Annotated in this window: 23 protein-coding genes; 3 read left to right on the forward strand and 20 right to left on the reverse strand. The window is 30.6% G+C overall.

Annotation, left to right across the window (positions count from 1 at the left end; genetic code table 11):
• The first annotated feature begins 164 nt into the window (after positions 1-164).
• A complete protein-coding gene (gene sarA / locus CD113_RS08440; protein WP_002465279.1) occupies positions 165-539 on the forward strand; it encodes a global transcriptional regulator SarA in 375 nt (124 codons plus the stop codon).
• A gap of 617 nt (positions 540-1,156) precedes the next feature.
• On the opposite strand, the gene CD113_RS08445 is transcribed toward sarA, so the two are convergent.
• The 17 genes from CD113_RS08445 to CD113_RS08525 form a co-directional block, all read right to left on the reverse strand.
• A complete protein-coding gene (locus CD113_RS08445) occupies positions 1,157-1,945 on the reverse strand; it encodes an alpha/beta fold hydrolase (RefSeq protein WP_002464924.1) in 789 nt (262 codons plus the stop codon).
• Between the two features lie 319 nt (positions 1,946-2,264).
• Positions 2,265-2,981 carry a hypothetical protein gene (locus CD113_RS08450; protein ID WP_002464923.1) on the reverse strand — a complete coding sequence of 239 codons (717 nt, stop codon included), beginning with the start codon at positions 2,979-2,981 and terminating at the stop codon, positions 2,265-2,267.
• A 583-nt stretch (positions 2,982-3,564) separates the two neighbouring features.
• Positions 3,565-4,077 carry an SA0570 family protein gene (locus CD113_RS08455; protein WP_002465149.1) on the reverse strand — a complete coding sequence of 171 codons (513 nt, stop codon included), beginning with the start codon at positions 4,075-4,077 and terminating at the stop codon, positions 3,565-3,567.
• Positions 4,078-4,209: 132 nt separating this feature from the next.
• Positions 4,210-5,010, reverse strand: a complete 801-nt coding sequence (locus tag CD113_RS08460; RefSeq protein ID WP_095092583.1) for an alpha/beta fold hydrolase — start codon at positions 5,008-5,010, stop codon at positions 4,210-4,212.
• On the reverse strand, positions 4,994-5,713 hold the full coding sequence (locus CD113_RS08465) for an HAD family hydrolase (protein WP_002463105.1): 720 nt from the start codon (positions 5,711-5,713) through the stop codon (positions 4,994-4,996). The genes CD113_RS08460 and CD113_RS08465 overlap by 17 nt, the downstream gene beginning before the upstream one ends.
• A 55-nt stretch (positions 5,714-5,768) precedes the next feature.
• On the reverse strand, positions 5,769-6,719 hold the full coding sequence (locus CD113_RS08470) for a FecCD family ABC transporter permease (RefSeq protein ID WP_002463103.1): 951 nt from the start codon (positions 6,717-6,719) through the stop codon (positions 5,769-5,771).
• A 146-nt stretch (positions 6,720-6,865) separates the two neighbouring features.
• Complete coding sequence (locus CD113_RS08475) at positions 6,866-7,711, reverse strand: ABC transporter substrate-binding protein (protein WP_407070854.1); 846 nt, start codon at positions 7,709-7,711, stop codon at positions 6,866-6,868.
• Positions 7,712-7,826: 115 nt separating this feature from the next.
• Complete coding sequence (locus CD113_RS08480; RefSeq protein WP_002463100.1) at positions 7,827-8,282, reverse strand: DUF805 domain-containing protein; 456 nt, start codon at positions 8,280-8,282, stop codon at positions 7,827-7,829.
• Positions 8,283-8,332: 50 nt separating this feature from the next.
• Entirely contained in the window at positions 8,333-8,968 is a 636-nt protein-coding gene (locus tag CD113_RS08485) for an endonuclease III domain-containing protein (RefSeq protein ID WP_002463099.1), read from the reverse strand.
• A gap of 197 nt (positions 8,969-9,165) precedes the next feature.
• Entirely contained in the window at positions 9,166-10,827 is a 1,662-nt protein-coding gene (gene argS / locus CD113_RS08490) for an arginine--tRNA ligase (RefSeq protein WP_002462301.1), read from the reverse strand.
• A complete protein-coding gene (locus CD113_RS08495) occupies positions 10,824-11,240 on the reverse strand; it encodes a DUF1934 domain-containing protein (protein WP_002462299.1) in 417 nt (138 codons plus the stop codon). Before CD113_RS08495 ends, argS begins: the two co-directional genes overlap by 4 nt.
• A gap of 304 nt (positions 11,241-11,544) precedes the next feature.
• Entirely contained in the window at positions 11,545-12,054 is a 510-nt protein-coding gene (locus CD113_RS08500; RefSeq protein WP_002462298.1) for a YwhD family protein, read from the reverse strand.
• Between the two features lie 71 nt (positions 12,055-12,125).
• Positions 12,126-13,421 (reverse strand): HD domain-containing protein, encoded by a 1,296-nt coding sequence (locus CD113_RS08505; protein ID WP_002462297.1) that lies wholly within the window; start codon positions 13,419-13,421, stop codon positions 12,126-12,128.
• A 36-nt stretch (positions 13,422-13,457) separates the two neighbouring features.
• Entirely contained in the window at positions 13,458-13,934 is a 477-nt protein-coding gene (locus tag CD113_RS08510; protein WP_002462296.1) for a GNAT family N-acetyltransferase, read from the reverse strand.
• Between the two features lie 145 nt (positions 13,935-14,079).
• Positions 14,080-14,619 carry a flavodoxin family protein gene (locus CD113_RS08515; protein ID WP_002462295.1) on the reverse strand — a complete coding sequence of 180 codons (540 nt, stop codon included), beginning with the start codon at positions 14,617-14,619 and terminating at the stop codon, positions 14,080-14,082.
• A 335-nt stretch (positions 14,620-14,954) separates the two neighbouring features.
• Complete coding sequence (locus CD113_RS08520; RefSeq protein WP_002462293.1) at positions 14,955-15,656, reverse strand: NAD(P)H-dependent oxidoreductase; 702 nt, start codon at positions 15,654-15,656, stop codon at positions 14,955-14,957.
• 15 nt (positions 15,657-15,671) lie between these two features.
• Positions 15,672-16,607 (reverse strand): aldo/keto reductase, encoded by a 936-nt coding sequence (locus CD113_RS08525; RefSeq protein ID WP_002462292.1) that lies wholly within the window; start codon positions 16,605-16,607, stop codon positions 15,672-15,674.
• 138 nt (positions 16,608-16,745) lie between these two features.
• Here CD113_RS08525 and hypR point away from each other — a divergent pair, with 138 nt between their 5' ends.
• Both hypR and merA read left to right on the forward strand, forming a co-directional pair.
• Positions 16,746-17,168 (forward strand): redox-sensitive transcriptional regulator HypR, encoded by a 423-nt coding sequence (gene hypR / locus CD113_RS08530; protein ID WP_002462291.1) that lies wholly within the window; start codon positions 16,746-16,748, stop codon positions 17,166-17,168.
• A 3-nt stretch (positions 17,169-17,171) separates the two neighbouring features.
• Positions 17,172-18,497, forward strand: coding sequence for a hypothiocyanous acid reductase MerA (gene merA / locus CD113_RS08535; protein ID WP_002462290.1), 1,326 nt, complete (start codon positions 17,172-17,174; stop codon positions 18,495-18,497).
• 88 nt (positions 18,498-18,585) lie between these two features.
• On the opposite strand, the gene CD113_RS08540 is transcribed toward merA, so the two are convergent.
• The 3 genes from CD113_RS08540 to mvaD form a co-directional block, all read right to left on the reverse strand.
• Complete coding sequence (locus CD113_RS08540; protein WP_002462289.1) at positions 18,586-18,930, reverse strand: DUF1450 domain-containing protein; 345 nt, start codon at positions 18,928-18,930, stop codon at positions 18,586-18,588.
• A gap of 236 nt (positions 18,931-19,166) precedes the next feature.
• Complete coding sequence (locus tag CD113_RS08545) at positions 19,167-20,243, reverse strand: phosphomevalonate kinase (RefSeq protein ID WP_002462288.1); 1,077 nt, start codon at positions 20,241-20,243, stop codon at positions 19,167-19,169.
• Between the two features lie 12 nt (positions 20,244-20,255).
• Positions 20,256-21,239 carry a diphosphomevalonate decarboxylase gene (mvaD, locus tag CD113_RS08550; protein ID WP_002462287.1) on the reverse strand — a complete coding sequence of 328 codons (984 nt, stop codon included), beginning with the start codon at positions 21,237-21,239 and terminating at the stop codon, positions 20,256-20,258.
• Between the last annotated feature and the right edge of the window lie 4 nt (positions 21,240-21,243).

Genomic DNA, 21,243 nt, shown 5'->3' on the forward strand with positions numbered 1-21,243 from the left:
TTTTAACTAGTTATAATTAACTAAATAATATAGCATTAAATATATTTAATAAAATTTATTTAATGTAAAGTTATGAACAACGTATCTACTATTTAATATAATAGATATAAATAAATATCGGGCAGATGTACCACAAATTGGTACAATATAGGGAGGTTTCATTAATGGCAATATCTAAAATAAATGATTGTTTTGAACTATTATCAATGGTCACTTATGCTGACAAATTAAAAAGTTTAATCAAAAAAGAATTCTCAATTAGTTTTGAAGAATTTGCTGTACTAACATACATCAGTGAAAACAAAGAGAAAGAATATTATCTAAAAGATATTATTAATCACTTAAATTATAAACAACCACAAGTTGTAAAAGCTGTTAAAATTTTATCTCAAGAAGATTACTTTGATAAAAAACGTAACGAACACGATGAAAGAACCGTGTTAATCTTGGTTAATGCACAACAACGCAAAAAAATTGATGCATTATTAAGTCGTGTTAATAAACGTATCACAGAAGCAAATAATGAGATTCAAATTTAATTGTAAATTAAAACGAGATAATCACTGATAATAAGGTGATTATCTCGTTTTTTTGTAAACAATACTTAATACATTAGTGTTCTTAATTATGTAGAAACTAATACTCTTTTAAATGGGTTCTCTCCCAAATCGGACTGATACATAATTATTTTTTTAAGCCTCGCACCCCAGCCTGCACATTTAGAGCTAGTTAGATTTACAATCTTTACTAGTTCTTGCCCAACTTGCACATTATTGTAAAAATTCTTTGATAAGAATTTTTCTGTGTTGGGTCCCTATGCAGTTGTACGATTAGTGTCAACTGTAATCCTTAAATTTTTCTTTGCTGGGGCCCCAATGCCCAACTTTCATTGCTTATAGAAACTGTTTCACAGTTTCTCTGTGTTGGGTCCCTACCTCAGGAGTCTCGGCTTCAAAATAATTTGCGCTTTTAATTATTCTTTTTTATTTATCAGTCCTAACAAATAGAGAACCTTTAAATGTTAAGTAGCTTATATTTAGCTATTTACGTTATTATAACAATTTTACTTAACAAGCTAATGTTTATTGTAACTAACAATACCATAGTTACAATTTATATATAGTGTCACATTTTCAATTCTCAATAAATAAAGTAATTAAGTTATTTTGTTTAAGAATTCTAAATAGTATTCAAGAAACTTATCTGGCTCTTCAATATGTGGGGCATGACCAGAATACTCAAAAATATATTTAGTAACATTAGCGTAATAAGTCTCGAATGAAAAATTTTGTTTATCTTTTATTAATGGATCATATTGGCCATTAATAATTAAGGTTGGTACACAGGTATAATGATTTATAGCAGTTGCATCTTCTTGGTATTGCGTTAATGCTCTAACTGCAGCTGCGCTATCATCTTCTGTTTGCATACTATATAATCTTTGGTTTTGATACCACTTCATTGTACTTTCTTGATTTTTAAATAATTTTGAAAATAATAAGATATAAGCCTCTGACTTATTAAATCCTGCTACTTTATCTTGATATTCGATTAATAATTGTGTAAACCCATGAAATAAGTCATCTTGTTTCGCAGCAATTAAAGTTAATGATTTAACACAACATGCAAATTGATCTGTGAATAATTTGGCAATTACTCCACCTAAATCAAATCCGATAATATGTGCCTTATGAACTTTTAATTGTTCCATTAATGCTTTTAAATCATAAACATGATCCATTAGTTCATATGAACTTTGATGAGTTGATTTCCCATGACCTCTCATATCGTAACTAATCACTTTATATGTTTTTGATAGCATTTGCTGTAATTGTTCAAACTCCGCTAAGTTACCATTTAAACCGTGAAGTAAAATAATAACATCCCCTTCACCCTGTTCTTTATAGGCAAGTTGAGTTTGACTATCTACTTGAACTTTATTCATTGTGACACCTCCCTTAATAATTGTTATACCCAACCTCGTTTCGTTCTACGCTTGTTAATCCTAAAATTTAATTTTTCACAATAAAAAAATTTCCATAATTTTTAAAATCGACCATGAGATATTAACTACTTCAACTAATTTTTGGTAATTGTTTTATCTTAATCACCTATAAAAAAAGAGTGGTAGAGAAATAAATTTTTGTGAAAATTATTTCTCTACCACTTCAGGTAAGACTGACTAGTATTATAGCATCTTTTTTCTGTCTTTCTTGCTATATTATATTTTCTTAATTATGCCTGAATGAATCATCAATTAGTTACTATATTCTAGTTCTTGATGATAGTTTTATTGTAAAGTACACCACTAATACAACTAACATAATCCAAATTGCTAATGAACAAATTTGTGCAACATTGGGATTATGAACCATTGAATCTATAGTCTTTTGACAACATAATAATCCTATACCACTAAAAACTAAACGTTTATAAAAAATACCAGCAATAACTAAAATAATACCTATGAAAAAGAAAAATTGATGGCCATAACTTGTAATTGGTATGATTCCCCAATTAATATTAAACGCATTCATTATAATTAGTATTAAGGATATGGTTGCTACGATAATTCCTAAAACCATTTCAAAATTATTGCTTCTTAAGTAATTTTTTTGTGCCACTCTTAAATATATAAATATAGTAATCGGAAAAATAATTGCACAATAAAACAAACTTATTCCCGTTATTGCCTGAAAATCTACATATTGTTTATCGTAAAGATATGATATTAATAAGAAGTTAAGAATAAAAAATACTAGTGGGTTAAGTTGTAGCGCAAATAAATTTCTTTGAATCATTAGAATAATTTGAGCCGGAGATTTCTTCCTATATTCTATGTAATCCATATCTTGTTGTTCTGAATTTTTAATATCATGACGGATTTTTTCTTTGATATCATCAATTGAATTTGGTGATAAACCTTTATGATTAAAATAATCTTCTATATTTTCTAATAATATTTTATCATTGATACGCATGAATAAGCTCCTTTAAATAATAAGCATCTTTAAATATTGTAGTGTTTATATGTAATTACGTAAATAAATAAGCTTTTGATACTATTAATTAAAATGGTTAACTAACCATATAAAGATTATTTGCACTCCAGATTACATAATTAAAGCTTCTTAGATTTTTTAATCTTTAGTAGCTCTTGCCCAACCTTGCCCGTCTGGCACATTTAGAACTAGTTAGATTTACAATCTTTACTCTTGCCCAACTTGCACATTATTGTAAAAATTCTTTGCTAATAATTTTTCTGTGTTGGGGCCCTGCATTGAATGTTAGATTTTCTGCTATCTTGATAGCTAGAAAATCTTATGCAGTTTATTATGAATTAATAAACTGTAAACCTATTTCAGATAATCAGTTTTTCTCTGTTGGGTCACTTCCTAGGGTATTGTCTCAGGTGTCTCGACTTCAAAATAATTTTTATTTTAAATTATTTACTTGTTATTTATCAGGTCTAAAATATAGAGAACTTACTAAATTAGACCGCTCAATTAAAATAACCGACAAGATAAACCACTTACTTGTCGGCTATGAATACGATTCAATTTATTATTGTTGTAAATCTATACGATATAATTTAACATTTTTATCTTGTGGAGAATCTGAACTAAATTGATATGATGCTTTACCTTTTTGGATATAACCAAAATTACCAGTAACATCATTGTAATGCACTCTAGTTATCGCTTGTTTTCCAACATAATTTTTCACTTCTTTATATGTTGGGCCATTAGCATGATTGAACATCATTGATACTCTTTTAACATGACCTTCATTCTTTTTGCCATCTGCTGTAACTAATAATGTACCTTTATTAGTATGAAATTCATAATAATGCTCCGTACCATCCTCATTATAAGAATACACTGGGTTCTTATATGCTTTTAATACGTTATGCATTGATTCTCCTATTTTAACTTTTTCAAGTGATTGATCACCTTGACTTAATTGTTTAACTGTTTCTAAAGAATTGCCACTTGCTGCTTCAGCATGAGAACTTGTCATACCTACTCCAAATAATACACAACATGTTATAACACTTGCGATTAGTAGCTTTTTCATAAGCACTCTCTCCTTTTATCTTTTGTCGTTTTGTGCTTATTCTTATTATACTATAATTATTACTAAAATAACAGTAATGTTACAAATGTGTTACAAGTGTTGTGTCATATTTGTTTGCTAAGATTTTAAATTTTATATCACTCTATTATCATGATGAGCATTGATAAAAGATGTTACTTGTTTTATAAATTTATCTTCTTCTTCAACAAATGGGAAAGCACTCGATTCATGGAATACTTCAAATTCTCCATGTTGAATTAAATCTTCAACCTCTTTAGCTTCAAGTCTTGTTGTTCTTTCACCATATTCACCGGCTATAATTAATACAGGTACTGATACATCACGATATAATTTTGAAATTCCACGTCGTTTAAAAACTTCCGTAACTGCTTCAATTTCTTCTTTTGTAGCAATTTCGTTTGTATTTTCAACATGTTTTAAAAAGCGATTCATTTTGCGTGGACGATAATATTTACGTTTATTTAAAAACTTGTCTTGTTTTTCATGATCCCAATTTCTAATGATGTGCGCATATTTTCTAAATAAACGTTCTTCTGGAAGCTCCCCTTCAATTGAAGTTGGATTGACCAGTGTAAGTGAAGAAATGTGACTTTGATAGCGAATTGAAATATCTGCTCCAATCACTCCGGACATTTCATGACAAATAAAAGCCGCTTCTTCTATATATAAATAATCTAACAATTTCACTAAATCATCAGCAAAATCATGTATATCAATATAACGTGGTTTATCTGAATAGCCATGCCCTCTTAAGTCTACAAGAACGACTTGAAATGACTTTGCTAATTGTTTAGCAAGATTGTTAAACACAGTATAATTATCAAATACGGTATGCACTAAAACAATAGGATAACCTTCCCCTAATGTACTATAGTGTATTGATGTGCCATCTTTTCTAGTAAATAAATCCATGATTATCTCCTTTATGATCATTATTTATAGGTAAAATTGACAGTAATTGTTCAATTGTAGTGATAGTAAAGTCTACTTCTTCAGCTAATGGTTCAATTTCTGCATCTTCTTGCTTATACCATACACTAACCATACCCATTGCACGTGCGGGTGCTACATCATTTAATGCATCATCACCTACATACATAATTTCATCTGGCTTGGCATTTAATTGTTCAATCATGTCTTCAAAAATTTTAGGATGGGGCTTACGGAAGCCTACTGTTTCAGAAGTTGACAGATAATTTATCACATGCATCAGTCCTAAAGAATGAAGACGAAACTGTTTAATTTTAGACTTACCGTTAGCAATGACACCAATTAAATATCCTTGTTTAGATAATTTTTCTAGAGTATAAAGTGTATCGTAGTATGGGAAAACATAGCGATAAAAATGCATTTCAAAATCATTAAACAAATCTTTCCAAGTTAATCTATCTATATGGAATCGTTTTATTATCTCTTTATATAAATCAGGTTTATCATTATCTTCATCATCATCAAGTTCAATAAACGTCTTTTTAAAATCTGCTAATTGAATATGAATTAAGTAGTCGTGAAACCTTTCATATTGTTCTTCAATAAACTTATCCCTCGATTTAACTCTATCTAATAATGTGCCCTCTAAATCAAATACTACCGCTTTAATATGACTTAAATCCATATCCTTTTGACCTCTTTATTTTCATAGTTAATATTATTTTAGCAAATGTCTGCTATTAGTGTAATAGTTTGGTTTGTGAAATTAATAAATGAAATAATATCGGTATGCCAATTAAAGCAATAATAATACTTGCTGGTATTTGTATTGGTGCAACAATATTACTCCCAATAAAATCAGCTATTGTTAACATTGTTGCTCCAACAACTAAATTCATTGTCATTTGTTGACCAAGAGTTAATCTAGCAAAATATCTTCTAATTAACTGAGGTATAATCATACCAACAAATCCTATAATACCAACATACGCAACATTAATAGCAGTCATCATCGATGCTACAGTTAATGCCATAAAGCTTATAAGTTGTACGTTTAGTCCTAATGATTGACTTTTTACTTCCCCTAGTTGTAATAACTTAATTGAATTTAATAGCAATATAAAAATAACTAATGCTAAAGATAAAGCACTAGCAATGATCCACACATGACTATATTCAGCGTCTCCAAAGCCTCCAAATAAATAATTCGCAATTGAGTTTAATTGTCTTGGTTTGAGTAAAATTAAAAAATACAGTAACGCATTAAATAATGCCCCAACCATTAAACCTGCTAGTATCAAAATTCGTATTGGGTAGCCTTTAGATATCATTGAGCTGCAGATTAAAACTACAAACAGTGACAACAAACTAAAAATAATAGACATGACTGGTTGCCATAACAATCCCAATCCTAAAAACAATGACAAACCAGAACCAAATGTTGCACCACTTGCTAGTCCAAGTGTAAAACTATCTGCTAAAGGATTATTTAATATGGTTTGAAATATTAGGCCGGCTAAAGCTAGTATCATACCAGTTAACATCGCTTCTAATAAACGCGGCACTCTTACATTTAATAAAATAGATTGATTAAAGCTATCATTGATATCTCCTATATTCCAAAATAATGATGATAAACTAGCTATACCAAATAGCACTAACCAAATTACTAAAACTTTGTGAAATGTCATAATTAACGCTTCCTAAAATAAATTTATATTAATTATAGCAATAATAAAGCAGGCTATTCCATGTAAAAAGCATAATAAAATCTCCTTACCATAAAATTTATAAATAATTAAATGGTAAGAAGACTATAATAAGTTGATATGAAAGGTTATTTACGATATATTGCATCTCTTAAATCTTTTAATCCATCAGCAATTCTTGGTCCGGGTCTTGAAACTTCGTCACTATTAACGATTTCGATTCGCGTATTTTTTACAGCTTTAATATTTTTAAAACCACCACGTTGTTTAATCATATCCATATAATCCGCTCTTGTTTTGGCTTCAGTAGATATGAGTATGTCTGGATTGTGTTTGATAATACTTTCTTTAGAAACTGATTTCCATCCATCTATATCATCAAAACTATTTTTGGCATCTAATTTTGTTAACATATCATTAAAGAATGTATGTTTACCTGCAGTATAAATATCTGGTTTTGAAGAAATTTCAATAAAAACATTTGGTTGTTTATGATGTTTAGGTATGGAGTTTATAACTTTATTAACACTTTTTTTAGTGTCATCTACGAGTTGATCAGCTTGTTGTTGACGATGGGTTATTTTACCTATTTGTTTGAACGTATCATATGTTTCATCAATTGACTGCGCATCTTTAACATATGCTACTTTGACACCACTCTTTTCGATTGATTTTAATACTTTATCTGTAGTGCCTTTTTGAGATTCATGAGCTAAGATTAAATCTGGTTTTTCTTTTAATAATGCTTCTTTGTTAAGGTTTAAAGCGTCAAATTGTTTTTTACCTTTTTTGACATCTTTAGGATAGTCATCAACTGTAGATACACCTACAATATTATCTTCTAAGCCTAACTTATATAATATTTCTGTATTACTTGGCATTAATGAAATAATACGGTGATATGGTGTCTTATTATCTTGTTCTTTATTAGAGTTTACTTTATCATTTTTTCCATTACTACATGCTGTCGCAATCAACAGTATGACAATAACTAATGCTAATAATCTCGTCTTCAAAAATTGTTCCTTCTTTCTTTAATTTAATTGACTATTATCTTATAAGCCGAAAAATCTAATATTATATGTCATGCTATGGTCGTGGTCCATATTGATTATCTTTAGGTTGGCTAACTGCTAAACAAACAATTAACGCAAAAATAGAAATAGCTAGTTCTGCTATTATGACGCACAAAGCTAAAATAGCGATTATTACTACGAGTTCTTTTCTTATATGTAATGTATTTAAGACATCAGAAAATATGAATAATACATTTAATATTGCATAAATAACCGGTATCAACATTGTTCTGCCAACATCATGGAATCTTCTAACTGATAACGTAAACATTCCAAAAAATAAGATGACATTTACTATTTTCACTAAAATATCAACGATTAAAATATCACCAGTAAAAGTGCTATTCAGTTGAGTGATGACAATACTTGTTACAATATAAAAGAGAAAGCCCCACCAAAACTGCGTTCTAGTCGCTCGACTATTTAATACAAAATAATTAGTCCAATAGTCCTTAATTGCTTGAATCATATTTATACTCCTTTTATGACAAATTTATTTAATTTGTTAAGTTAATCTATTTACCTAACAAAATACGGTTGTAAAAATCCAAAATGCTCCATATCTTTATCGTTAAAATAACATTTACCAAAATGATCAAGTAAAGCATGAAATTCATTAGCATCTTGATTATTAAAATATTGTGGTAACACAACTTCTTTTTTAAACTTATCATAATTTATAGTATTACTGTAGCCCAATTTATAAAATATTCTTCTAGTATAATTATCTGGTATAAATTCTACCCTTTTAAAAATATACACTAATAGTACATCTGCGGTTTCACTACCTATACCTTTAATTGTCAAAAGTTGTTGTCGTAATTGCTCACCATAAAATTGATTAATTTTGTCGTAATTAAAATCTTGCTTAGCTAACCAAGTTAATAAATTGATTATAGTCGTAGCTTTACTTTTATAGAAACCACTTGAATGTATGAGTGTTTGGAGTTCACTTTGTGTTAACTTTAAAATTTTTTGTGGCTTAAAATCAGTCTGTTGTTGCAATTGTTGTAATGCCATTGCAGCATTATGCCATCTTGTATTTTGAACTAATATCGCACCAAGCATCATTTCAATATGATTAGATGCCGGCCACCAATATTGAGGTCCCATATTTTGATACAAAATTTGATATAGTTGATCAGGGGTTAACATCTTTTTCCTCCTATAAATCTCAATAAAAAGGAGTGAGACAGAAATAAATTTTCTATAAAATTTATTTCGTAATCCCACCCCGGCAAGACTGACTAGTTTTTTTAAATGATGATTTATCAACATTTTGAAAACCAGACAGTTACTGCGAAAAGCTTAATTTTAAGTGTACAATGCTTTTTGTCCCAGAATTTTGTCGTTTACATTGATTCTGGAGCACTAACACCAACCATAGACAACGCATTTTTTAACGTAATTCTAACAGCTTCGATCATAGCAATATGTGCTTTAGTTTTAGCTAAATCATCAGAAAGTACTTTTTCAGCATTATAAAATCTATGGAAATGTCCGGCTAAATCTTGGATATAATTTGTAATTCTATGTGCTGCTCGATGTGTTGCGGCACTTTCAATTGTCGGTTCAAAATCTGCCACTTTTTTGAGTAAGTCAATCGCTTTATCATTAGTTATCGTTGTAAAATCGTTGACTTCAGAAATTTCAATACCTTGTTCTTTAGCCTGTTTTAAAATTGAACAAATACGAGCATGAGCATATTGTGCATAATAAACTGGGTTATCTTGTGATTGTTCTTTAGCTAATTCCATATCAAAATCAAAATGGCTATCAGGGCTACGCATTGTTAGGAAGTAACGTGCAGCATCTACACCAACTTCATCTATAATCTCACGTAACGTAATCGCATTACCAGTTCGTTTACTCATTTTAACTTCTTCTCCATTTTGCATTAAACGAACCATTTGCATAATTTGAATTTCTAAACGGTCGCTATCAACACCAAAGGTTTCCATAGATGCTTTAATACGGTTAATATAACCATGATGATCTGCTCCAAATAAATCGATTAAAATATCATTACCTCTTTTAATTTTGTCAAAGTGGTATGCAATATCTGGTAAGAAATACGTATAATTTCCATCTTTTTTAATTAAAACTCTGTCTTTATCGTCTTTAAAGTCAGTAGTACGTAACCATGTAGCTCCATCTGCTTCATACGTATAACCTAGTTCTTTCATTTTAGCTAATACTTCAAGGATTTCTCCTTTTTCATATAACGTTGTTTCACTAAACCAATTATCAAAATGCGTGTTAAAATCAGATAAATCTTTTTTAAGTTTTACCATTTCATATTCTACACCTAGCTGTCTGAACTCTTTTAAACGTTCTTCAGCTGAATAATCTTTAATTTCAGGATGTTTATCAGCTAAGTCTTTACCTATTTCTATAATATCTTTACCGTTATAACCATCTTCTGGCATTGGGTGGCTATGATCTCCTAATGCTTCAAAGAATCTTGTCTCTATTGAACGTGCTAAATTAGTAATTTGATTACCAGCATCGTTGATATAATATTCTCGTGTAACGTTATATCCAGCTGCATCTAAAATATTGGCTAAGGCATCACCTACTGCGGCATTACGTGCATGTCCAATATGTAAGTCTCCAGTTGGATTTGCTGACACATATTCTAAAAGTACATTTTGTCCCTTTGATTCTTCTACATGGCCAAATTGATCACCTTTTTGTAAAGCTTGCGGTATAATTTGAGTAAGATATTGATTATCCATATAAAAGTTTATAAATCCTGGTCCAGCAATATCAATCTGTTTTACTTGAGCTTTTGTTGTATCCAAATTATCTACAATTGCTTGTGCAATGTCACGAGGGTTCTTTTTAGCAATTTTAGTTAACACCATTGCAATATTCGTTGAATAATCACCATTTTTTGTATCTTTGGGGATTTCAATTTTAATATCTGGAATGTCTTGTGCTAAATCTGCCTTTTTTATACTATTTGTAATTTCTTCAATTAACGTGTGTTTTACTTGATCAATGATATTCATTCGCTTATCTCCTTATAATTTATTTCATATTGATAAATGCCCATTTTTTCATCATTTTGATATAGTTCATAATGTATTTTCAACTTACCACTATCTTTGTTAACAAAATGTAAAATGTTTAACGTTTTAACATCAAGTGTCATTCGTCCAGCAGGAATATCATATAATGTTGTCGTTGTATGACCTTCAACAAAATGTAAGTTCATATTGATATCACCTTTTCTTATTAATTTGACACTATCTTGGTTTATTTTAAGTGTTACATTAACGTTGGCATCTTCGATTTGTTCTACATACCGAATATAATCAGCTTGTCGTTGTTGCCAAGTTCCTTCAGTAGTAAATGTGAATTTCTCTTTTTGGTCATTTTGCTTCAATACTTGTCTCGTTTGAATACTTACTTTTTTATCCAATTACTACTCACCTAATTTTCGCATAATAGCAATATTATAACACATTAAAAGTTGTTTTATTAGAGGTTCTATCATATTTAAATAACTTGATATTATAATTTATATGTTACTTTAACTAGTTATTTTTCAAAATTCAAAATAAAAATAGGAGTGGTATAGAAATCAATTTATATAACATTAATTTCTTAATCCACTCCAATTAATACGATTTTTAAAAATTAGTCAATTGTATTTATTATGGTATTGTTCATTTGTTTTCTATGCTGTACTGAATCCAGTAACATTAAATTTGAATTGTAAATTTTTAATCACTAAAAGCTTGATGTAACTCTGCTGTAGAATTATTCCACATCGTTTCATCATGCTGTATAAGAAAATCTTTTAATATCTTCTTATTATCTTCACCAATGTGATCAATGATAACATGATGTTTCATTGATTTATCCATCATATTAACATGTTCCGGCATACTTTTATATCCTCGTCTTATGGATTTATTTACCATTAAATAGCAAGCTGTCACACCAGCATAATATGGTCCTTGCTCACTACGTTCAGTAGTGACCCAACATAGCCAATATTCTTTAGCTTCTTCACCTTCAACAACTTCTTTGTCAGTAATCCACTTAACACCTTTTTCAACTTTTGCTCGTGCATGCATGCCACCAATATCAATAAATGCTTCTTGATTAGCTACATCTATAAACACTGGAGCAATGTTGTCAAGACTAATTGACCCTATATTTGTTCCTTTATGTCCATCTAAAGGATCATTTTTAATGATGTTAAAGTTAAAACCTTTTTTCTCAGACACTTAAAAAACCTCCGCAATATTGTTTCGATATGTTAAAAGTATAATTAATTCTTGTTAAGTCAATCAAAGAATTAGTTTAACTCATTAATTAAATTTTCAATTGATTCTTTTATCTCTTTATTGTCTATATTCGCAACCATTTCTCTCGGATAATATAGTTTATAATCTTGTCTATTAATACCAGTTATACTATTTATAATTAGTGACTGATTACTAATTTCCCTGATTGTGCCATCTCTTTTAAGTAAATGAATGGGCTTGCGATTTGAACCTGGGCGGTCATAATCATAAGGGAGATCAGAAAAAGCTTCACTTACAAAATAATAATCTGGATTAATTCCACCAGCGATAAATAAATCTTGTAACTCTGAAATAGTTATAATTGAGCCATCAAAAGGAATATATTTAAATAAGTCACGATTAATAAAACGACGAGCTAAATCACTCAAAATTTTATCATCTTCTTTAATCCATTTTTCAATGTAGTAAGTCACAACGACTTCATCAAGTTCAACATATTGCTCTATGGTAACTGTTTCTTCAAAGAAAGGTATGAAATCATGAGGGTACAACTTAAATTCATAGCCTTCATTATAAAGTTGCTTTGCGCGTTTCAAGCAATTGTTTAATAATACTTCGCCACCACGACTCACGGGATGAAAGTATATTTGCCAATACATTTGATAGCGACTCATAATAAAGTTTTCAACTGCATGCATGCCACTTTCTTTAATTAATACTTCATCTTTTGATGGCCTCATCAATCTTAATAACCGTTCCATATCAAATGCTCCATAAGATACGCCAGTAAAATAGGCATCCCGTTGCAAATAGTCCATTCTATCAGCATCAATTTGCGATGAAATCATTGATATCACTAATTTATTGTCATGCGTCTTATTAATGACTTCTGCTACTTCTTTTGGAAATGATGCAGATACTCTACTTAAAACAGCATTGACTTCTGTATCGCCAGTAATGATTGCTTGCGTATATGCTTCATGATCAGTATTAAATATTTTCTCAAAACTATGTGAAAAAGGTCCATGACCTAAATCATGTAATAGTGCTGCACATAATGCTAGTGGTCTATCCTTATTATCCCATGCTTCATGACCTATAAAAGAATCATCTATGATGCGTCTAACAATTTCATAAACACCTAAAGAATGACCAAATCGACTATGTTCGGCAGTATGAAAGGATAAGTATAATGTTCCTAATTGTTTAATACGACGTAACCTTTGAAATTCTTTCGTTTTTATTAAATCCCAAATAAGCTGGTCTTCAACATGTATATAACGATGAATAGGATCTTTAAATACTTTTTCTTCTGGGAGTTTTTGATTTTGGTATTGGCGTTTCACTGTTTCCCTCCTTCAATAATTTATATTTTATAATACTTAAAATTGTTTCTTCATTAAAGCTAAATCTAATTTTTCTCCATACATTTCTGGTTGATAAGAACGTAATATTTCAAAACCTTGTTGTTTGTAATATTCTACGCCTTCAGCATTTTGATTATCAACCTCTAAATAAACCACATCATATTGATTTGAAAATTTAGCTAATCCCTCATTGAGTAATGTTGTACCGTAACCTTTATGCTGTGATTCAGGTCTGACATAATGTGCAGATAAAAATAATTCTTCACCGTAAATAAAATTTGCAAAACCTACGATATCATTATCTTCTTCTACAACTAAAAAGAGTTGATCTTGTAATCTTTTTTTCAAATGATGTTCATTATAAGATGCTTCCAATAACTCATTTACTGTTTGAGCAGCATAGATATTTAAATAAGTATTAAACCATGCTTTCGTTGCTACATCTCTAATAGCAACCGCATCTTTTTCAGTCGCTTGTCTCACGTTATACATGTTGTTGCTCCCTTCAATTGCATGTTAGTAATATCGGCATTATACCATAAATCGCAATCTTTCTTAATAAACTTAATTTACTATATAATTTTATTACTAAATAAAAAAGTGAAGTCCGATATTTTTCGAACTTCAACAAAATAAGTTATGATTTAATTGTTTCATTCCATTCATCTGCTCTCTCTAGTGCATAAGTATCATTCATGATATCACCTGGTCTTTCAGCAGTTCCAATGATATAACCATGAAGTGTTGCACCTAGGAAGTTCAGTGTATATTTCATTTGAGTAATACACGGCTTAGCTTTAATCTTAGGACAGTCTCCCCCAACTAAAATTAAGCGAAAATCTTTGTCTGCCATTTGTTGTTTAAAGTCTTTATATCTATCATCCATCAACGTTTCTGACCAACGATCAATAAACGCTTTGAGTGACGCAGATATACTATACCAATAAACTGGAGATGCAAAAATGACTGTATCGCTCGCTAATAGTTGGTCAATGAGTAATTGATAATCATCTTCATAGCTGTTAATTTGTTCTTTATCGTGTCGATAATCTCTTACAGGGTTTAACTGATATGTCGTAACATCAATCCAATTATATTCATGATCTCTTAAAGCATATTTAGTTATTTGTGCAGTATTTCCTTGTGGTCGACTTCCACCAAATAATACCGTAATCAATTACTTTTACACTCCTTCTAATATATTAATTGCCATTTTTAAAAATCTCTTGTAGTTTGATTTTACACTTTTTGATAGCGTTTTCAAACATTTTTATAACTATTCATTTTTTATATTCATTTATTTAACTTTTGTAAATTCAATTGATATAAATAACTAAAATATCGAAAGACGATTTCTATATTTTTTTAATAGAAACCGTCTTTTCTTTAAAATAAGTTCTGCGTGTCATAGACTTTTTGAAATAAATTTGTCCAACATCTTTACTAAGTTATTGTAATTTCTAAATGGGCAACGATATCTTAATAAAGTTCACCAAACCAACGACTGATTACTTACTTTAGCTGTCCATTATCGTCAAATTGCGCAAGTTTAGGATAATTAATTCTTTTAATATTATCTATGTTTTCTAATTTTTGTTGAAATACTTTTAAATATTGCTGTCTCTCTTGTTCATCATGACTAACTTGATATGCAATAAACGGTTCTAATGGTGTGATACCTGAAAAATAAAGGACACCATGGTTAATATGGAATAATATTTGTTCATGAATATCACCTGAAAAACCATTAGGTGCATAACTACCTTCAGGTGAACCTGTAGTAGTTGATATCATACCAATTTTACCTGCAAGGCGTGCCGTATCGTATCTACCATACTGTCCGCCATAAATTCCACCAAATAATAGTACTTTATCGAACCATCCTTTTAATATTGCTGGAACGCTAAACCACCATAATGGAAACTGTAAAATAACAAAATCAGCCCACAATAATTTATCAAATTCAGCTTTAATTACCGGATTCAACGTATCTTGTTCATAATTAAATTGTTGCTCCTTAGCATACTTAAAGAAAGTTGTATCGTTCTTACCATTAAAATCTTTGCGACTGGCAACTGGATCAAATTGCATATCATACAAATCTGAAACTTGTACTTCATGACCTTGTTTTTCTAAGGTGTCAATGGCAGTATTTTTAAGTGCTGCATTAAACGATTGTGGTTCTGGGTGAGCATATACGATTAATACTTTCATTCAAATCATTCCCCCTTATTTTACTGGAAATAAATGATCAATATAGTGAATTTCTTCTTCCGTTAATTCTATATTTGCTGCTTCAATATTTTCTATAACTTGGGAGGCGCGTTTCGCACCAGGAATAATAACATCTATTGCGGGACGCGTCAGATAAAATGCTAAAACAATATTAGCTACCGTTGTATTATGTGCTTGTGCCACCTTTTCAAGTTCTTTAACACGACGAACATTATCTTCAAATACACCTGGTTTGAAATCACGACGTGTTGCACGATGATCATCAAATTTAGTGTTTTCATCATATTTGCCTGCTAATATTCCGGATGCTAACGGAAAATAAGGGATAAATGTGATTTGATTTTCCACGCAATAATCAAGTACGTCTTCATTTTCTCTGTGTAATAAATTATATTCTAGTTGAACTACATCCACATAACCATTTTTATTTGCTTCTTTTAATTGATCTAGCGAAAAATTAGAAACACCAATAGCTTTTATTTTACCTTGTTCTTTTAACTGTTGTAATGCATTTACTGCTTGATCCTTTGGTGTGTCATCATCTGGAAAATGAATATAATATAAATCAATATAATCTGTTTGCAAACGTTCTAAACTATTATGAACTTGTTGTCTTAAATACTCAGGCGTATTGTTTTGATGAACTTCATTGTTACTGTCAATTTGGTGTGACCCTTTAGTTGCAATTTTTACTTGTGCCCTATCATATTCTTTAACAACTTGGCCAACAAGTTCTTCAGAACGTTCAGGGCCATAAATATATGCTGTGTCTAATAAGTTAATACCATGATTAAGTGCTTCACGAACTACTTCTTTACCTTGTTCTTCATCTAAATTTGGGTATAAGTTATGTCCTCCAACAGCATTAGTACCTAAAGCAATTGGAAATACTGATACATCAGATTTGCCTAATTTCACTTGTGTTGACATGATCATCATCTCCTATATATATTTATTACCTTTACCCTACCATCAAATGTTATATCATCCAAATTTTTAAATTGACATTTAGTTAGTAATACGATTTAATTGTAACTAATAGAGTTACAATTAAGGAGTGATGCTGTTGTGAATTTAGAATTTAATATCGCCGTACATATATTGGCATTCTTAACGAAGCACCAAAGCGAACGATACTCTAGTAACGACTTAGCTACTTTAACATGTTTAAATCCCGTACAGTTACGACGCGTTTCTTCACAACTTGTTGATTTAGCTATGATAGAGACAATCAGAGGTAAAGATGGCGGCTATCAAGCTACGTCTCATTCTAAAGATATTTCTCTAGGCAAACTATACCAACATTTTGTCTTGAATAAACCAACTAATCAAAGGCTCTTTACTGGTAATGAAGGTAGCCATTGTATAATCGCTCGAAATATTGCAACTACTATGTCAACTTATCAACATCAAGAACATCAGCTTATTTTGTCATTTTATAATCAAAAAACAATTCAAGATGTTATAGCTGATATACAAGGAGAGAATTAAATTATGAAACACTATGATTTAATAGTTATTGGCTTTGGAAAAGCAGGTAAGACATTAGCAAAATATGCGGCATCAATTGGCCACCAAGTAGCAGTGGTTGAACAATCTCAAACGATGTACGGAGGAACATGTATTAATATTGGATGTATACCCTCAAAAACGTTAGTTCATGATGGTATTGTTGGTAAATCTTTCACATCAAGCTTTAATAGAAAAAATGATGTAGTCAAAGCGTTAAACTCTAAAAATTATCATATGCTAGCTGATGATAATAATATTGACGTATTAGATTTTAAAGCACAATTCAAATCAAACGATATAATAGAGCTTATCAACCAAGATGGACAAGTCACACAAACGATTACTGCACAGCATATTGTTATAAATACTGGTGCTAAAGCTGTCATTCCACCTATTAAAGGCATTGATACAGCACAGCATATATATGATTCAACTGGGTTATTAAACATAGACTTTTTACCTAAACATTTAGTCATTGTTGGCGGTGGTTATATCGCTTTAGAATTCGCCTCAATGTTTGCTAATCTTGGTAGTAAAGTTACAGTACTTGAACATGGACCAACAATTATGCCAAGAGAAGAACAAGATGTTGTTCAACATGTACTAAAAGATTTAGCTAACAATAATATTACAATCCATACAAATGTAGACACTCAATCATTTTCTTCAGATGATGATACAACAGTTGTCACTACATCTCAGGGTGAATTTAAAGCCGATGCAGTGTTATTAGCAACAGGACGTCGACCAAATACTGACGAACTAGGTTTGAACAATACTAATATTGCTATTGGTGAACGTGGAGAAATTATTGTAAATGAGCACTTACAAACATCTGTTAAACATATTTATGCTGCTGGAGATGTAAAAGGTGGCTTACAATTTACTTATATATCTTTAGATGATTATCGCATTATTAAATCTGTTTTATATGGTGATCAACGCCGTAACACAAATAATAGAGGGGCAATTCCATATACAGTATTTATAGACCCTCCATTTTCAAGAGTTGGATTAACAGCTTCACAAGCAGAAGCACAACATTACAATATCATTGAACATCATATCCTAGTTAATACTATTCCACGTCATAAAATTAACGATGATGCTAGAGGTATGTTTAAAGTTATTGTAGATAAAGATACTCAATTCATTTTAGGAGCAACACTCTATGGTAAAGAATCAGAAGAACTTATTAATCTCATCAAATTAGCAATTGATTATCAAATACCATACACTGTGTTACGTGATAATATTTATACACACCCAACTATGACCGAATCTTTTAATGACTTATTTAATATTTAAATAATGATGAATAACAAAAAAGCTGTATCCTTAGATTTAATAAAGTTATTAAGTCTAAGAATACAGCATTAATATTATCTTTATATAATTATTGTTTTTGAGCTTTACGCTTCTCTAATTTTTCTTTAAGCTTACGATCTTGTTCTTCTTTACGACGTTTACGCTCTTCATGACGTTGTCTTAAACGTTCTTCTTCCTCTGGATCACGAGGTTTCTTCAATTGCTGTGTTACTTTTTCCATCAACTCTTCTTCTGTATGTGCAGCAAGTGGGCGATTGTTCACAAAGGTAAATGTTTTACGACGACCTGGTCCACAATAAGATTGACACCCGATGATAATTTCTGCATCAGGGTCTAACTTCTCTAATTTTTTTTGTAACGATTTGATATTAACTGCCTGACATTCATCGCAAATTAGGAATGTATTTTTCATATTGCAACCCACCTTTCTATTATAATGATCTATGTATAATATTTTAAATTTCATTTCAACTCTAACTATTTTACTCTTTTTATTAATTTTTTCAAGCTATGCTTCTATTTGAAAAGTTATACTAACAACTTAATAATATTTATAAAATTTTAAAACTATAACATATTTTGAAATTAAAAAATGAACAATGACGCTCTCTAGTATGAGAGTTAAATCATTGTTCGCAATGTTATTATTTATTGTCCATGATAAATATTGAACTTTAATGGTTTAATACCATGCTTTGTCCATTCATCATATATTTTATTTTTATTTACATTTCTGTCTATTATCGTAATACCACAATCACCACCACCAGCACCTGACGTTTTTGAAGCACCGTGATATTTTTCGGCAATATCACATAGATATTTTAATTTTTCTGTTTCGATATCCACAGTAGCTTGTCTATCCATTTTTTGAATGATTTGTCTGTTTTGGCGCACCATCTTTTGTACGCCTTTAATATTATTAGTTTTAAAAGCATGGATTAATTGTTCAACACAGTTGTGAGATTGTTCTAAGAAATCACCATAAAATGATGGATCTGACTTTAAACGTTTTACTTCGCTTACTAAATGTGGAGAAGATGCTGGCGATCCTGTCCACCCGATCAATACTTCCATATTCTCTGGTGCTTGCAATGGTTCAATGTGTAAACCAGGCCAGTTTTTTTGTAACACTTCGTCTACAGTAGTATCTTCAATTTGATGTTTAACCCATTCGTGATCAAAGGTACTGTATGCAAGCCAACCACTATATACACTTACTGCAATATCTCCACATGAACTTAAACTTTGTAATTTCATATTGGCTATCACTGCTAGTTTGTATATATATAAATTTGATAATTTCATATCATAAAATTCATTTAATACTTTAATAACAGACACTAGTACTGCTGCACTTGAGCCTAGTCCATATTTATGACCGTTTGAATCATCTAGATTACTATCAATAGTTAAATGAAAGTGTTTCGTTTCTACATGACAACTTTTAGCATATTGTTCAAATACTTCAATTGCTGTTACCACATAATTTAATTGTTTAGCTGCATGAGGATCTGAAATAACAATACTATCTTCATCGCGACTAAATGTGACTGGATTATGATGTAATGCCTTTGAATGAATCGTGCCTTTATATTGTTCAGATTGCTCTATCGTAGCTGTTACAAAACGGTCTAATGCAATTAGTACTGATTTGTATCCTGGCTCAGTTACCGCATATTCACCAGCGATATATAGTTTTCCGGGTGCTTTGACCTGAATCATCTTATCTCTTCCTTACTCAATTATTTCAACGCCTGTAGGTGTTATATCACTATCAATGATTTGGTTTTCTTCAAAATAAGTTAATAATTTATCTATGATGACTTGTTTATTTTTCTGTTCAACAAGTATTTTGACATTTGGTCCAGCATCCATTGTAAAATAACATGGATAGCCTGCTTGGCGACAATCATGAACTAAAGCCATAACATCATAACTTTCTTGAACTAAATAAGTAAAAGGTGGTGTAGCACCTAAATTAGTCGCATGCATACGTAAACCATTTTCTTCAACGACTTCTCCTAAACGTTTAAAATCATTATCTGCAATAGCTTGTCTTGCATCATTTAAATCTTCTTCAATATGATCTAGCCAATAATGATAAAAACGTGACGTATTACGTGTTAACGACATACCATAACGACTCGGAACCTTTTTAGATTGATTGTTAATGACTACAAAAATCATAGCTAAGTCATCTTCAAAATGATTGGCATCAATAGCATGTGCGTAAGATGTCTCATCATTATACCCTTTTTCCCATTCTGCAAATCCACCAAAAATACTACGTGATGCAGATCCAGATCCAATACGAGCTAGTCTTGATAAATCTTTGTCGGATAAATTCAAGTTCAATGCTTGGTTACAAGCAGCAGCAAGTGCTGCATACGCACTTGCTGATGAAGCAAGACCTGCTGCAGTTGGTACAAAATTATCACTTTCAATCATTGCATATTCAGTAGTATTAGCACGTTGTCTGACGATATCCATATACTCACTAATCTTGGTTAATTCTTTGCCAGTCATTTTATTACCGTTTAAAATAAATTGATCCTCAGATAACTGTTGATCAAAAGTGACTTTTGTTTCCGTATAAAATTTATCTAATGTTACAGAAATACTATTGTTCATAGGGATGATGAGTTCTTCGTCCTTTTTCCCCCAGTATTTAATTAAAGCAATATTAGTATGTGCTCTTGCTTTGCCACTTTTAATCAACTTA

Origin of the sequence: Staphylococcus simiae (genome assembly GCF_002902085.1) — a bacterium.
Taxonomy (GTDB): Bacteria; Bacillota; Bacilli; order Staphylococcales; family Staphylococcaceae; genus Staphylococcus; species Staphylococcus simiae.

Coding starts and splice junctions, on each gene's coding strand:
- CD113_RS08470 (WP_002463103.1), bottom strand. CDS start 6,719: ATGACATTTCACAAAGTTTTAGTAATTTGGTTAGTGCTATTTGGTATA.
- CD113_RS08445 (WP_002464924.1), bottom strand. CDS start 1,945: ATGAATAAAGTTCAAGTAGATAGTCAAACTCAACTTGCCTATAAAGAA.
- CD113_RS08545 (WP_002462288.1), bottom strand. CDS start 20,243: ATGATTCAGGTCAAAGCACCCGGAAAACTATATATCGCTGGTGAATAT.
- merA (WP_002462290.1), top strand. CDS start 17,172: ATGAAACACTATGATTTAATAGTTATTGGCTTTGGAAAAGCAGGTAAG.
- CD113_RS08485 (WP_002463099.1), bottom strand. CDS start 8,968: ATGTTAACCCCTGATCAACTATATCAAATTTTGTATCAAAATATGGGA.
- argS (WP_002462301.1), bottom strand. CDS start 10,827: ATGAATATCATTGATCAAGTAAAACACACGTTAATTGAAGAAATTACA.
- CD113_RS08465 (WP_002463105.1), bottom strand. CDS start 5,713: ATGGATTTAAGTCATATTAAAGCGGTAGTATTTGATTTAGAGGGCACA.
- CD113_RS08540 (WP_002462289.1), bottom strand. CDS start 18,930: ATGAAAAATACATTCCTAATTTGCGATGAATGTCAGGCAGTTAATATC.
- CD113_RS08520 (WP_002462293.1), bottom strand. CDS start 15,656: ATGAAAGTATTAATCGTATATGCTCACCCAGAACCACAATCGTTTAAT.
- CD113_RS08450 (WP_002464923.1), bottom strand. CDS start 2,981: ATGCGTATCAATGATAAAATATTATTAGAAAATATAGAAGATTATTTT.
- CD113_RS08455 (WP_002465149.1), bottom strand. CDS start 4,077: ATGAAAAAGCTACTAATCGCAAGTGTTATAACATGTTGTGTATTATTT.
- CD113_RS08480 (WP_002463100.1), bottom strand. CDS start 8,282: ATGATTCAAGCAATTAAGGACTATTGGACTAATTATTTTGTATTAAAT.
- CD113_RS08525 (WP_002462292.1), bottom strand. CDS start 16,607: ATGTCAACACAAGTGAAATTAGGCAAATCTGATGTATCAGTATTTCCA.
- CD113_RS08460 (WP_095092583.1), bottom strand. CDS start 5,010: ATGGATTTATTTACTAGAAAAGATGGCACATCAATACACTATAGTACA.
- sarA (WP_002465279.1), top strand. CDS start 165: ATGGCAATATCTAAAATAAATGATTGTTTTGAACTATTATCAATGGTC.
- CD113_RS08510 (WP_002462296.1), bottom strand. CDS start 13,934: ATGTATAACGTGAGACAAGCGACTGAAAAAGATGCGGTTGCTATTAGA.